The sequence below is a fragment of the Romboutsia lituseburensis DSM 797 genome (assembly GCF_900103615.1).
GTDB classification, from domain to species: domain Bacteria; phylum Bacillota; class Clostridia; order Peptostreptococcales; family Peptostreptococcaceae; genus Romboutsia_F; species Romboutsia_F lituseburensis.
Map to the genome: position 1 here is coordinate 30145 of NZ_FNGW01000002.1, position 13627 is coordinate 43771.

Consider the following 13627-nt stretch of genomic DNA (forward strand, 5'->3'; position numbering starts at 1 on the left):
AAATTTCTGTATTTTATTATAATACCATACTATTATGTAACAAGTAAAATTATAAATAGAGATGTATTTACCTAATACAAATAACCCCCATAGTTCACCATGTCATAGGGGTTATTTGTATAGTTATTTAGAATTTATAAAAGACCTTGAGATTTATATACTTCTAAATTTTTTATTATATAGCTTAGCGTACAAAATTCCTTGTCTATTCTTTCTCCTATTAACATCAATCCATCTATTAATTGCTTTTCTTTAAAACTTTCTAAAAGTATCATTATGCTCACAGAGTTAATTCCACCATCTTTAGTATCTAATGTTCTTGATTTTTTAACATATTTATTTTCCATTGCTGATTTTATAGCATTTTCTAATCTTTCGCTTATCTCTATAGCAGGCATTTCTTCAAATACTTTTATTTGAGGCGAGTTTATATCAAGATTCTTAGATTTAGTTATATCTGTATTTAAAAATATTACATTTTTAAATTTAGCACCAGTAAAATCTACTTCTTCTAAATTAACACCTTCAAATATAGTGTTTTCAAGTTTTGCATTTTTAAATTTACTTCTTTTTAAGTTAGCTCCTATTATTTCGGATGATTTAAAAGTACATCCATAAAAGTTACACGATTTAAAATGAGCACCTCTTAAACTTGTAAAATTAAAATTTGAGTTCGAGAAATCAGTGTTGTAGCAGTTACTTCTTTTTAAGTCTTGATACATAAAATTTTTATCCATTTTTTTTGCTTTATTGTATTTTAGTCCTATTTCTTTACTTGATTTATTGTTCATTTTGCCTCCGTATAATTTAAAAGCTCGTATACTAAAAGTATAAGAGCTTTATATTAATTGTTTTTTATATAATTCTTCCTAATGGTAACACATAAATTTAGTCATAACAAGCTTATTATAAATTATTTATAATGGTACAAATATATTTTTCACCTAATTTTTTTAGTATGTAAAGACACATCTACTTGCTTATCATATGAATTTTTATTAATTTTATATCACATAATAATTAAATCTAATATAAAATTTATTTTTATTAAATGGTATATCTAAAATATTATTGACAAATTATGTTATACATTAGAATATATAAAGTAATAACTAAATAAAAGGTGGTGTTGAATTTAAAATTTAATGATAAAAACATTTTTCCAAAAATAGGAATGAGGACCGTTAAAACAGGTATAGGAGTTATGTTATCTGTTCTATTTGGAGAACTAGGGATAGTGAATGATTCTATCTTTACAGTTTCTGCAAGTGTTGTGTCAATGAAAAATACTGTAAAAAGTTCATTTTTAGAAGGTTTAATGAGAATCGCAGGTACAATTTTAGGTGGACTATGTGGATATTTAATGATAATGTATTTGGGTAAATCCTCTATACTTATTGGCCTAGGAGTAATATTCATAATATATTTATGTATATTATTAAGAATACAAGATTCAGTTGCAATAGCTACATTGACCTTTGCATCCATAGTAGTTGGCTCAGGTGCATCTGATCCTCTTGCTTATTCAGTTGGAAGAACCTTCGATACACTAGTTGGCGTAATTATAGCCTTAGTTGTAAATTACAGCCTTAGGAGAAAAAGATATATCGAGAAAATACAATTTAACTTCCATGAGTTGGAAGATCTTTATATAAATTTAGTGAAAGATATAATTTCTAGTATACAATATAGTAGATTAAAGGAGCTCTCAGATATTTTAACCAGTTTACAATCAACTCATGAAAACTATATCGATGAGGGAAAGTATTCTATTTATACATTTGACAAGGAAAAGCTTGAAGCGATACTAAAAGAATGTGAAGAATTATATTATCATATGTATGGTTTAAGTATCCAAAAGCAAAACTTGATAGTATCTAAGCGCTTAGCTAAAGAGTTATACGCTTATGGTATCAATGTAGTGGATAATTATATTATATCTGATAACAGTAATTTGATTTTAGAATATCATATGAGTGAAATTTTAAAAATTATACAGTTAAGAGAAGCTAGTTAAGATTAAATTTACTAGCTCCTCTTTTTAAATCTATTTATGGTCTTTTATTATTGGGCTTATCTTATCTATTCGATTTGTCCAAATATAACCAGAATAATTTTTTGGTATATTTTTTAAAGAATCTTTATTATCAAACCCTTCAGACCATTTACCATTCCCTTCCACTATAACAACTTTTGTATTAACACTTTCCATCCTATCTCCAAACTTATTAGGCCATCCCCATAAAAACTTAGCATATTTAACAGGTAATCCTACATATGTATTCTTAAGTGATTCAGGTATGTATCCTGTCCAACCTAATAATTCATAACTTATTAATGCTTGCTTAAGTGATTTTTTAGACATTGCTCTTATATCTTTATTTTGATTTTTTAAATACTCAATCGGTATATCATCTCCGTAAATAGTAATTTGAGATAATCTTTCTTTATTCATAACTTTTAAGTAATTCCATAGAACTTTACCTATTTCCTCATCATTAGCTTTTACATGTATTAACAATTCTTTATCTGGAAAAGCTTTAAAAACTTCATCAATTGAAGGCATCATACCTATTCCTTTACCTCTAAAAGGGTATGTTTTACCGCCATCTGCTGTATATCCATATCCAACATCTAGTTTTTTCAACTCTTTCATAGTGAAATCAGCTATTTCACCTTTACCATCAGTTCTATATTCTAGCAAATAATCATGAAAAACTGCTAACTTATTATCTTTAGTTAATTTTATATCTAATTCTACTATATCTGCATCATGTGAGAATGCTGCTTTCATTGATTCTATAGTATTTTCTAAGTATTCATGTTCTGGTTTGTGTATTATTTCAGCTGTATTAGTATCCCACTCAACATTATCTAAGTCAAATGTCTGTGCTAAACCACGGTGAGCTAATAATTTAGGATTGACTTCATTATTTCTAAGAAATAATGAAGTGTTATTTGCCCATATAAAAACTACTAATAGCACTATAAATAATATTATGTATCTAATTGTTTTATTTTTTTTCATAATTTAAGTTAATCTCCAATATCTTTATTCATTTTGTTAATTTTACTTATTATTAATTTGGCTTTACTTTCATTATTTTCTTTTTCACTTAGTATGTCATATTCTTTTGGATTATCTAAAATAGCTATTAATTTAGCAGATTCTTCTTTAGTTAATTCTAAAGGACTTTTATTAAAATAATACTGAGCCGCATTTTTTAGTCCTCTTATATCTCTTCCATAATATGTTACATTAATATAAGCTTCTATTATCTCTTCTTTACTAAAGTTTTTCTCTAAATTAATTGCTGAATATATCTGCGTACGCTTTTTTTCTAATACATTGATTTTATTATATTCACATACATTTTTTATTAATTGCATAGTAACTGTAGAGGCTCCTTGAATTTCATTTTTCAATGTTAAACTATTTACACTAGCTCTTACAATAGCAATTAAATCTATGCCATTATGATAATAAAAATTTTGATCCTGACTTGCAAGAATAGCTTGTTCTACAAAGGGTGATATATCATTTAAATTAACCCAACTTTCTTGTCTTTCATCTTTTAACGTATTTAAATTTGCTTGTACTATACTTTTACTTTCATCCGTTATAAGCAATAATGTAGCACATACAAACATAGTAATTGTAATTATTTTAACTGTAAGTTTGGTTTTATTATATTTTAATACTCCATCAATCCTCTTTTTAATATTACTTTCTCCAAATGATACGGTTGCTGTATTTGTAATATTACTTTTATCAATAGCAAAACTTAACAATGACTCAGCATATTTCTTTTTAAACTTACCTGCAGTAATTTGCATTACCTTTTCATCACAAGCTTTTTCCATATCAATATGAGATAATACAAGTGCTCTCCAAACTACTGGATTAAACCAGTGAACACAAGCTGTAAATATTGAAATTAATTTAATAATATTATCTCTTCTTTTTATGTGTACAAGTTCATGCAAAATTACAGCTTTAAGTATATCTTTATTTTTTTCTTGTGTAATATGAGTCGGTACTATAATTTTAGGCTTTAATATACCACACACCATAGGTGTGTCCACCCACTCAACAGTATAAACTCTGATATTCATTCTTGTTAATGATTTTATAATGCTATCTACTTCATATGATTTATATAAAATCCCTTCTCTAAATTTATTCATACTTAGTATATAGTTAGTAGTAAACGCTATAAATAATCCAGCAGTTACTATTATCCAAATATTTGAAACTGCATTAATATTTATATGACTTTCTTGTTTTTTTACATCCTCTTTAATATCAGAAATTTCTTTTACTTCTTCACTTTTACTTATATTACTGTAAACAACTTGTATCTTATTAGTTGTTGGTAAGTAATTAAATATGCTAGATTCACTAGCAAATGTCATTGGTACTATAAGTCTAACTAATAATATACTCCATAAAGCATAATTAAAAAAAGCAGGTACTCGTCTACCTACTATCCATCTTATCATCATAATTGATAACGCAATAAAAGTAGATATAACACTCATATAAAGCACTATGTAAAATATAATACTTATTCCTTTATTCATCTTTTTCGATATACTCTTCAATCATATTTGCAAGTTCTTTAGCTTCTTCTTTTGATATTTTTTCTTTATTTAAAAATGAAGCTAAAAACAATTTTATTGATCCATTATACATTTTACCTAAAATTTCATCTCCCTTAATTTGTTGTACCTCTTCTCTTTGTACTAAATAGGAAACTATAGCATTTTCATTCTTTAGAATATCTCTTTGTGATAATCTTTTTAGTACAGTGTATGTAGTTGATTTCTTCCATCCTAAACTAGCTTCTACTAGCTTTACTAACTCTGTAGAATTAATCGGTGCATTATCCCATATTAAATTCATAAATTTCATTTCTGAATCTGATAATTTTATATCTCTCATTTTTTCTCCTTTGATTTATATTTGTAGACCTTTTTCATTAGTCTACAATAGTAAACCTCATATTGTCAAGTTTTTTAATTTATATTATATAATAAATGTTTGCTTATGAATTGACAAATTTCTTCCATTGAATCATCTGCCTCTGGAAGTATTGATGATAATAAAGTGAAACAATGAAACATACGCTCCCACACATGAATACTTATATCTACTCCATCTTCCTCTGCTTTTTTTGCTAGCCTTATAGAATCGTCTAGTAAAATCTCATCGGTTCCTACTTGAATCATTATAGGGCATATTCCTGTAAAATCAGCAAATATAGGTGAGATTATAGGGTCTTTTGGATCATGATTTCCTGTGTAATAATCAGTATATATTTCATTTGCTCCTATTGGTATACAAGGATCTATATACTTTTTTGTTGTATTGGATTTTCCTGAGCAAGTCATATCTGCACAAGGTGATATTGCAACTATAGCTTTTGGGAGTCTAATTTTCATTTCTTTTAACATTAATACTGTGCTTATTTCTAGACCTCCACCCGCTGACTCTCCTGCAAACATTATATTTTTAGGACAATATCCAATCTCCAATAGCCAACTATAAATGTCTATAGAGTCCATTATTGCCGCTGGGAATGGTTTTTCTGGTGCAAGGCTATAATTAAAAACCAAACATTTTACCTGACATCTTTTAGCAAAATTAGCTACTATCGTTCTATGGTCTTCACTTGATCCTGCAATAAATCCTCCCCCATGAAAATACAATATAACTTTATTTTCATCACAGTTTTCTGGTATTATCCATTCACTATAGAATTTATCAAACTCTGAAGTAGTCACTTTTACTCCTCTAGGTAATTTTGATATTTTCTCTGCAACTGTTTTTATATCATTTCTTAGCTTTTCTATAGATGTAGATGAATCTATTACTTCTCTTTTTAATTTTCCTTTAAGAAGGTGCTTATTTGCTATTAATATTCTAACTAATTTACCTCTTAAACTCGTCATATTAATCTCCTTTTTCTAATCATATAATTTACTTATAATATTTATAATTTATATAATAGCTTTAATCTTTTTGTTTTTTCTATCACTTAATATATTGTTTATTGTATCAAGTTATAAACTAAAAATACTCATATACATTATGAATATAAGTATTTTTTATCTATATAATATTTCTTAGTTGACTAATTATTTGTCTAATACTACATTTATAAATAAATTTAATTTTGGACAAACTAAAGCAAAATTTAATAATTAAAGGAGTATATAACAATGAAAAATTTTTTAAGAAGTTCATTAGCATTATTATTTGTGCTAACCCTTATTTTAACTCCGATTAAAGGTCAAGCGTTAGAAAATTTCACGTCTAAAGACCTACAGTATAGTAAATCTTGTTGTGATTTAAGAATGCTACAAAGAAGGTTATGGATAGATCATGTTTCATGGACTAGAAATACGATTGTAAGCGATTTATCTTCACTTGAAGATAAGGGACTTGTGTTAGAAAGATTGCTTAAAAATCAAGATGATATAGGAAATTCAATTAAATCATATTACGGAGAAGAAGCTGGGAATAAACTTGCTTTATTGTTAAGAGATCATATAAACCTTGCTGTTCAAGTAACTGATGCTGCTAAAAATGGAAATAAAGAAGATCTAAAAAAATACAATAAGTTATGGTATGAAAATGCAGATAGTATAGCTAAATTTTTAAGTTCTGCTAATCCTAACTACTCATATGATACTCTAAAAGACATGCTATATAATCATTTACAATTTGTTACTGATCAAGTTGTTGCTAGATTAAATAAGGATTGGAATGCAGATATACAAGCATATGATAAAGGCGAAGATCATATGATTATGTTTGCTGATATTATTACTGATGGTATAATAAAACAATTCCCTCAAAAATTCAAATAAAAATGAACCGTATTACTTATTGTAATACGGTTCTTATAATATTAATTAAATTAATTTTATACTAAAGGTGCTTGAATCTGAGTAGTAAACAAAAATTCATGAAAATGCCCATCAACAATAGTAGTTTCTCCAGCCACTAAATGAACGTGTTTATCAGTACCTGGTATTGGAATTGCAGGACCTGTTATAACACATATTTGATGAAAATGGTCAAGAAAATCTGTATTTTCATTCTTAATTTTGTGAACATGATTTCTTCCACAATCAATTGGTATAACTTCACCTGTAACACCTGCAACACGATGGTTATGTCTATCATCGCATTCTTCAGCCAATTTAACACTTTCTGAAAATTCATGAACATGCGTCATCATTTTTTCATCATTACAGTCCATAGTTTTGTTACAATCATATTTTGCGCACTTGTAATTTTGATTTCTCATAACAACCCTCTTTTATATATTATATTAGGAGCTCTATTAAAAGAACTCCTTGATATATGCTATGCATATAATATAAATTCAGTGTTATATTTTGTCTTATTTTTATCTTTCCTGTCAAAATTACACAACTTACTTAAACTAATTTATACTTATTTATAATATATAATTTTTGTTTTATATTATCTTCTTTTATATATATTTTTATTTCTTCTCTTATATCTTTTATTTCTATTAATAAATTTAATACTATAAGCTATTACTCCCAATGATAAAATAGTTCCTACAATAGTAGTAGCATAAACGCCTATATTATCTTTGATTAAATCAAACACTGATAAATCTATCTTTCCAGGTATTTTTGATTTATAATTTGGCAATGAAAATGTTAAGTCTACTTTTTTATTTGCTAACTTCCATGCACTCTTATCTTTATTATCGTATTCTACTTGTGCATTTTTATCGTTAATATCATTTTTATAATACATTATATCGTTTGACGCTACAATAGGAGCTTCTATACTCTTTTTAGGTCCAAAAAATCCAAATGTTTTGTATTCTAAGTCTACTGTACCAACCTTTTCTCCTGCTTTTTTGAATACTTGTTTTTTAGCATCATAACCGTAATCTGCAATCTTTTTTGTATCATTAAATACATTTGTATCATCTGCCCCATACTCAGACTTAAGAGCTACAGTAACTAATTTTCTACCATCTCTTTCAAAGAATCCTACAAAGCAACGCCCTGCTTGAATTTCATTTCCTGTCTTTCCACCAATATTACCGTCTTGACCAAGAATTTTATTCCTTGTTTCAATAAGAACAGGTGATCCTGATAAATTAACTGATGTTTTTTTATATTTTTCTGAAATTATATCTCTTATCCATTCATTCTTATAAGCTTCACTTGCAATTATTGCTATATCATATGCACTTGATAAGTTAACTTCTGTACTTTGTGGATTTAAAGCATCTTTTTCTAATCCACAAGGATTTACTACATGTGTATTTTCTAATCCAAGAGATTTAGCTTTATCATTCATCATTTTTACAAAATCCTTAGTATTTCCAGCTACAGAGTCTGCCATCAGGTATGCAGCATCATTAGCAGAAAAAATCATAACCGCTTTCATAAGATCATTACTTGAAATTTTATCACCCACATTAATTTTTTTAAAGTTATTTAATGCTGTTTGAGTAGTTTTAAGTGAATCTTCAGTAAATGAAATATCTTCTGATTTTGAAGTATTTTCAGCAAAAATTAATGATGTTAACAATTTAATTGTACTAGCTACAGGTCTCTGTTTATCAGCATTTTTTGATGCAATAACTTCACCAGTATCCATATCCATAACTATTGCTGATTCTGCAATTATTCCTTGAATTTGCCCTATATTATTTTGTGCATTTGCTACACTAGTAACAGATGTTGATATCGTTATCAGAAGTGTAAGAATTAACGCCTTAAAAAACTTCATTTTTTTCATTTTGAACCTCATTTCTATCGTATATTCTTTTAAAGTATATCATACTAAATATTGTTCAACAATATTTAGCTTATTTTGTCGTCAAGATTTATGATTATTATCATTTGGGGTCAATATTAAAAGAGGTATTGATTATTAAATCAATACCTCTTTATAATAAATAGTTTTTATACTATATTTTCAATATCTAATACTTTTTTGATACAATTATCATCTTTAAAATCTGAAGTTCTTTTACAATCTTCTATCTTAAAATCAGGAATAGTTTTGAATTCTTCATCACATATTCCATCTTTATTTAAATACATACAACTTGACATCCTAACTATTAATCCACTATTTTTCAAATTAAACAACACAGGATCTATAACGCCTCCATCTCCTCCTGTAGTTTGTCCTATTAATGTTGCGAATTTAGTTTCCTTACAAAATATAGCAAATGCCTCTGAGGAAGAGTATACCTTTTCATCTACAATTAAATAAATATTACCTTTAAACTTTAAATTAGGATTTGACTTTAGATCATACAGTGTATTTTCAAAATCACTAAATTTTTCTAAAGTTTCCTGTGGTGCATTATTCTTTACGTTAATAGGCAGCTTTTTTATAGGTTGTAGCTTTATATTTTTTGCATCAGTATATTTTTTAATTATTTCACTATCATTTCTATAAATTCTATATCCATTTACTCTAATATCATCTTTTATGAGCTTTGACGCTATTCCTTGCCAATATCTATCGCTTCCTCCTAAATTTTCTCTTATATCAATAATTAAAGCTTTATGATTTCCTAAAGTATTAATATAATCTCCAATCATATCTAAGTCTTTTTCTATAGATCCATTCTTCGATGCCATCGATGGCAAATATATGTATCCTACCTTGTCTTTAATTGCATCTTTTAAAATCAACTCTTTTTTTGAAAAAGTTTCCTTTGATATTTCTATTTTAGGCTTTATAGAATTATATCTATCTACTACTTTATTATTGTTAAGAAAATCATATAAATTATTATTTGAATATGCCCTTTTAAAAAGTTCATACCTCTTTTTATTGTCTATTATTTCAGTATGTCTATTATTCAAATCTGATAATATAGATGACATTGCTTCTATAAATTCTTGATCACTTTTAGTATTTTCAATTCTCTTTATATATTTATCCTTATTTTCTAGCCACCCTATATTATTACGTCTATTATTTACATCAAGATAAGGATATCCATTTTTTATAGTATTATACATATAATTAAAATCTTCTACTTTTTCTGTATTAGATAGCTGATTAGTATTAGAATAGGTATAACGTCCTAATGCTATTGTAAATATAAATATAATCACTAAAAATATTGCTTTCTTTTTCATCCGCTTCACGTCCTTATTATTCCAATAATCTTAAACATTTTAACACTACTTTACAATAAAATCTAGATTAACTAAATTCTGTATGTGTTTAACGTTGCACATATATTTTATGATATAAATGAAATAATACTCAGATATTTAGAAAAAAAGCTATTTTTATATTTTGTCAATCATCATACAAATAAAAAAGACTATATTAATAAATATAATCTCTTTTTATTTTAACTACTTTTTAAATTTTTTATAAAAATACTCTTTTTTAATATGGGTATGGATAAGGTGGAGCTATATACGGATACGCTAACAGTGATAATCCAATCAAACTCACAAGAGGTATCGGTCTTCTTCTATACATTCTATATCTGCTAGGAAATCCATGCTGTCTTTTATTTTTTTGTTTTTCACAATTGTTATCTACTATATCTTCTCCAACTAATACAATAACATTATCTCCATCCATATCTTCAATAATCCCATCAAGCATACTACCATCTTTCATTTTCAAAATAACATGATAGTTCATTAATTCTTCACATTTGTTATAAAGTTTATTTATTTCATTATTGCACATATCTCTATATGAATTCAATTTTATCAACCCCCTCTATACCATGATATTAACTTTCATGAATAGTGGAACACCTTATGAACATAAATAAACATCAAAATTTCTACAAAACCTGAGTATATAGTCTTTTCATACATTTGTTATATATATTCACCCATATATATTAAAACCGTTTTCGGTTTATATATACTTACTTTATAGATATATAAATATGAATTTCTTGTTTTTGCATATCTTGAGTATTATTTTGATATTCTTCAAAGTCACAAGAATATTTTCTATTTAAATCCATTTGCCATAACTTCAACCAAAATTCTCCTACAGACTCTTTAATATCTCCATTTATTATAAACTTAGCATATCTTCCTCCTTGTATTGTTCTACTTACTAATGGTAATTTAAATTGTATGTTTTTGTCCACTTCACAACCACAGATAAAGTTAAACGGTTGAGTAAAATCCCCCTGATAGTCTGTATATAATCCTATAGATTTATTGTTCTTTCTATTCTCTATCTTTTTCCAGTGTTCTTTGCCTAAAAACTCTTCCCATAGCATGCCAATGTCTCTTATTGACTTATTATTACTGTTAGTAGTTTCCTTTATTAAACCTACTACCTGCTTTTCATTTAAATTAACTATTTCATAATTCATAAACAATTCTCCTTATCTACTTTTTCTTAAAGTATAACTCAGATAATATGACATAAGTATGTCATATTTTTAAATATTGTTTAATATATTTATAGTTTTTTTAGCCTATAATTTTAATTCATACAGTTTTATAGTTTCTTTCATTTTATTTAAAATAATATCTCTTATATATTTAGGTTCTATAACTTCTACACTATTCCCAAATGAAAGAATGTATCCATACAACCATTCATTTTCTGGAAATTTTATACTCACATCATATGTACCATCTTTATTATCAATTACTTTATCTTGATCAAAATCATCAAAGATTCTATACAAAACATCTTTTCTAAGCTTTAATTTTAAATTAACCATATTTTCTATCATTTGTTTTGATGGGATCGTGTTTATATCTTTGATATTTCTTCTAATAAAATTTTCATTCTTTATAACTAAATTCTTTATTCTAGTTATTCTAAAAATCCTTGCTTCTTTCTTTAATCTACAAAATCCATGTAAATACCAGGTTTGACCCTTATACATAAGCTTCATCGGTTCAATAATTCTTGCTGAATAATTTCCATAACTGTTTATATAACTAAACTCAATCGCTTTATTATTTAATATTGCCATTTTTATTTGATTAAACTTGTCATTTTCATTAAAATCACTTCCCCATCTAGAAAAATCTATATCTATCCAATTTGAAAGTTCCTCTTTATTTAACATAAATCCTATTTTATTTATAACTGAATTGATTTCAGGATAGTTTGTTGCTTCTAACATTTTTAAAGCTACTATTAAACTTTGTTTATCTTTAGCCGATAATATGGCTTTATTTACTGAGTATTCTTCTAATAATGATATTCCACCATTTTTGCCTTTAGTCATATATACAGGTATATTTGACAATGATAGTTCCTCAATATCTCTATAGATAGTTCTTGTCGATACACTAAATTTATCAGCTAACTCTTTAGCCGTTACAGTATCTTTATTTAAAAGTGTTACTATTATCTCAGTTAATCTATTTATCTTCATAATTATTCATAAACCCCTATATTTTATATAAACTAAATCTTAATCTAAATTATACTATTAATATTTAATTGACTCCAAGTACTAATCTATTATTTATTTGAATTAAAAACAAAAGTACTAGTCATTAAATGATTAGTACTTTATAATTTGCTATACTGAACATAATTTATTATATAATTTTAAATCTTCTGATTTAGAAAATTTATATCTAAAATTTCTAACTAAACTTTCTCTTTTGCTTATAAAAATTGTAATTGAACTATCCCAAGCAACAATCTCTAATTCTGCTAAAGGATGTTGTATTGATAACTCTTTTTCCCAAAAGCCGCTATACTCCTGTGCATAAGGTAAGTTAAATTTCATTACATCTTCAAATTCAACATCTTTTTTAAATCCTGAAAAAACTCCCCATATAATTTGAAAATTTTCATTTTTAATCATAGATGTTAAATCTTCACCTTTAATCCAATAATATTTTTGATTCATTCTTAAATCATACTCTGGATTTTCAGGATAACACGTACAATCCGTTATAAGCCAATTGTATTCATTTTGTTTATTGTTAATTGATCTAAATATCCTGTTTAAATCTGTATAAAATTCTTCACCTTTATATAAAATTGCTCCTTCCAATGATAATTCTCCTTCTCTACGCTTATAATTTATGTAAATAATTTTATATAATACACTATACAAATATATTTAACAATAGTTTAATGACAACTTTTAAACAAAATAAAAAGTACTAATCATTAAATGATCAGTACTTTTTATTTTTAAATTTATTTCATATTTATATAATATCATATAATATTTCAATTTTAAGTTACATAGCTCTAACAGGGAATATTGCATCTAAAATTCCAATAACTACTGCTGCTAATATTGCACCTATAATAGATACGCCCATATTAGGAACTAAAAATTGTGCAAAATATATTATTATTGCTGCAACTACAAATCCTTTTATACCTTTTCCAAAAGGAGATGCATCAACTCCCATAACTAACTCTATCAAGTAATCTAATCCTGATATTACAACAGCTGCTAGTAAAAATGACCATGTTCCATAGATTGTAAAACCTGGAGTAAAAAATGATGTTATCATTAAAATAACAGCTACTAATAAAAATCTTCCTATCCATCTTAAAAAGCTACTACCATTTTCTCCCTTGTTGTCATTATTGTATGCCATAGAATTCACTCCTTTAATAGAT

At 26.3% G+C, this 13627-nt stretch carries 15 protein-coding genes; 2 read left to right on the forward strand and 13 right to left on the reverse strand.

Annotated elements, in window-relative coordinates; genetic code table 11:
- Positions 1–134: 134 nt before the first annotated feature.
- Positions 135–791 (reverse strand): pentapeptide repeat-containing protein, encoded by a 657-nt coding sequence (locus tag BLP75_RS03375; protein WP_330385772.1) that lies wholly within the window; start codon positions 789–791, stop codon positions 135–137.
- Positions 792–1174: 383 nt separating this feature from the next.
- On the opposite strand from BLP75_RS03375, the gene BLP75_RS03380 reads away from it, so the two are divergent.
- Positions 1175–2017, forward strand: coding sequence for an FUSC family protein (locus BLP75_RS03380; RefSeq protein WP_139149823.1), 843 nt, complete (start codon positions 1175–1177; stop codon positions 2015–2017).
- 30 nt (positions 2018–2047) lie between these two features.
- On the opposite strand, the gene BLP75_RS03385 is transcribed toward BLP75_RS03380, so the two are convergent.
- The 4 genes from BLP75_RS03385 to BLP75_RS03400 form a co-directional block, all read right to left on the reverse strand.
- Entirely contained in the window at positions 2048–3028 is a 981-nt protein-coding gene (locus BLP75_RS03385; RefSeq protein WP_092722919.1) for a glycerophosphodiester phosphodiesterase family protein, read from the reverse strand.
- Positions 3029–3036: 8 nt separating this feature from the next.
- Complete coding sequence (locus BLP75_RS03390) at positions 3037–4584, reverse strand: M56 family metallopeptidase (protein WP_092722921.1); 1548 nt, start codon at positions 4582–4584, stop codon at positions 3037–3039.
- Positions 4577–4945 (reverse strand): BlaI/MecI/CopY family transcriptional regulator, encoded by a 369-nt coding sequence (locus BLP75_RS03395; protein WP_092722923.1) that lies wholly within the window; start codon positions 4943–4945, stop codon positions 4577–4579. Before BLP75_RS03395 ends, BLP75_RS03390 begins: the two co-directional genes overlap by 8 nt.
- Positions 4946–5019: 74 nt before the next feature.
- Positions 5020–5955, reverse strand: coding sequence for an alpha/beta hydrolase (locus tag BLP75_RS03400; protein ID WP_092722925.1), 936 nt, complete (start codon positions 5953–5955; stop codon positions 5020–5022).
- Between the two features lie 270 nt (positions 5956–6225).
- Here BLP75_RS03400 and BLP75_RS03405 point away from each other — a divergent pair, with 270 nt between their 5' ends.
- The gene (locus BLP75_RS03405) at positions 6226–6876 is read left to right on the forward strand and encodes a glycosyltransferase (RefSeq protein WP_092722927.1); all 651 of its coding nucleotides are present in this window, start codon (positions 6226–6228) and stop codon (positions 6874–6876) included.
- A 56-nt stretch (positions 6877–6932) separates the two neighbouring features.
- Here the strand turns inward: BLP75_RS03405 and BLP75_RS03410 are convergent, their stop codons facing one another.
- From BLP75_RS03410 to BLP75_RS03445, 8 genes are all read right to left on the reverse strand, one after another.
- On the reverse strand, positions 6933–7319 hold the full coding sequence (locus BLP75_RS03410; protein ID WP_092722929.1) for a YmaF family protein: 387 nt from the start codon (positions 7317–7319) through the stop codon (positions 6933–6935).
- A gap of 179 nt (positions 7320–7498) precedes the next feature.
- Complete coding sequence (locus BLP75_RS03415; RefSeq protein WP_092722930.1) at positions 7499–8803, reverse strand: D-alanyl-D-alanine carboxypeptidase family protein; 1305 nt, start codon at positions 8801–8803, stop codon at positions 7499–7501.
- Between the two features lie 167 nt (positions 8804–8970).
- On the reverse strand, positions 8971–10167 hold the full coding sequence (locus BLP75_RS03420) for a S41 family peptidase (protein ID WP_092722931.1): 1197 nt from the start codon (positions 10165–10167) through the stop codon (positions 8971–8973).
- 259 nt (positions 10168–10426) lie between these two features.
- Positions 10427–10756 (reverse strand): hypothetical protein, encoded by a 330-nt coding sequence (locus tag BLP75_RS03425; protein WP_242872374.1) that lies wholly within the window; start codon positions 10754–10756, stop codon positions 10427–10429.
- Positions 10757–10925: 169 nt separating this feature from the next.
- Entirely contained in the window at positions 10926–11387 is a 462-nt protein-coding gene (locus BLP75_RS03430) for a GyrI-like domain-containing protein (protein WP_092722933.1), read from the reverse strand.
- Positions 11388–11492: 105 nt separating this feature from the next.
- A complete protein-coding gene (locus tag BLP75_RS03435; RefSeq protein WP_092722935.1) occupies positions 11493–12410 on the reverse strand; it encodes a helix-turn-helix transcriptional regulator in 918 nt (305 codons plus the stop codon).
- A 150-nt stretch (positions 12411–12560) separates the two neighbouring features.
- Positions 12561–13043, reverse strand: a complete 483-nt coding sequence (locus BLP75_RS03440) for a hypothetical protein (RefSeq protein ID WP_092722937.1) — start codon at positions 13041–13043, stop codon at positions 12561–12563.
- 193 nt (positions 13044–13236) lie between these two features.
- Positions 13237–13605, reverse strand: coding sequence for a phage holin family protein (locus tag BLP75_RS03445; RefSeq protein ID WP_092722939.1), 369 nt, complete (start codon positions 13603–13605; stop codon positions 13237–13239).
- Between the last annotated feature and the right edge of the window lie 22 nt (positions 13606–13627).

Excerpts from the sequence above, each read along its gene's own strand:
- BLP75_RS03375 (WP_330385772.1), bottom strand. The coding sequence starts at position 791 with ATGAACAATAAATCAAGTAAAGAAATAGGACTAAAATACAATAAAGCA.
- BLP75_RS03380 (WP_139149823.1), top strand. The coding sequence starts at position 1,175 with ATGAGGACCGTTAAAACAGGTATAGGAGTTATGTTATCTGTTCTATTT.
- BLP75_RS03385 (WP_092722919.1), bottom strand. The coding sequence starts at position 3,028 with ATGAAAAAAAATAAAACAATTAGATACATAATATTATTTATAGTGCTA.
- BLP75_RS03390 (WP_092722921.1), bottom strand. The coding sequence starts at position 4,584 with ATGAATAAAGGAATAAGTATTATATTTTACATAGTGCTTTATATGAGT.
- BLP75_RS03395 (WP_092722923.1), bottom strand. The coding sequence starts at position 4,945 with ATGAGAGATATAAAATTATCAGATTCAGAAATGAAATTTATGAATTTA.
- BLP75_RS03400 (WP_092722925.1), bottom strand. The coding sequence starts at position 5,955 with ATGACGAGTTTAAGAGGTAAATTAGTTAGAATATTAATAGCAAATAAG.
- BLP75_RS03405 (WP_092722927.1), top strand. The coding sequence starts at position 6,226 with ATGAAAAATTTTTTAAGAAGTTCATTAGCATTATTATTTGTGCTAACC.
- BLP75_RS03410 (WP_092722929.1), bottom strand. The coding sequence starts at position 7,319 with ATGAGAAATCAAAATTACAAGTGCGCAAAATATGATTGTAACAAAACT.
- BLP75_RS03415 (WP_092722930.1), bottom strand. The coding sequence starts at position 8,803 with ATGAAAAAAATGAAGTTTTTTAAGGCGTTAATTCTTACACTTCTGATA.
- BLP75_RS03420 (WP_092722931.1), bottom strand. The coding sequence starts at position 10,167 with ATGAAAAAGAAAGCAATATTTTTAGTGATTATATTTATATTTACAATA.
- BLP75_RS03430 (WP_092722933.1), bottom strand. The coding sequence starts at position 11,387 with ATGAATTATGAAATAGTTAATTTAAATGAAAAGCAGGTAGTAGGTTTA.
- BLP75_RS03435 (WP_092722935.1), bottom strand. The coding sequence starts at position 12,410 with ATGAAGATAAATAGATTAACTGAGATAATAGTAACACTTTTAAATAAA.
- BLP75_RS03445 (WP_092722939.1), bottom strand. The coding sequence starts at position 13,605 with ATGGCATACAATAATGACAACAAGGGAGAAAATGGTAGTAGCTTTTTA.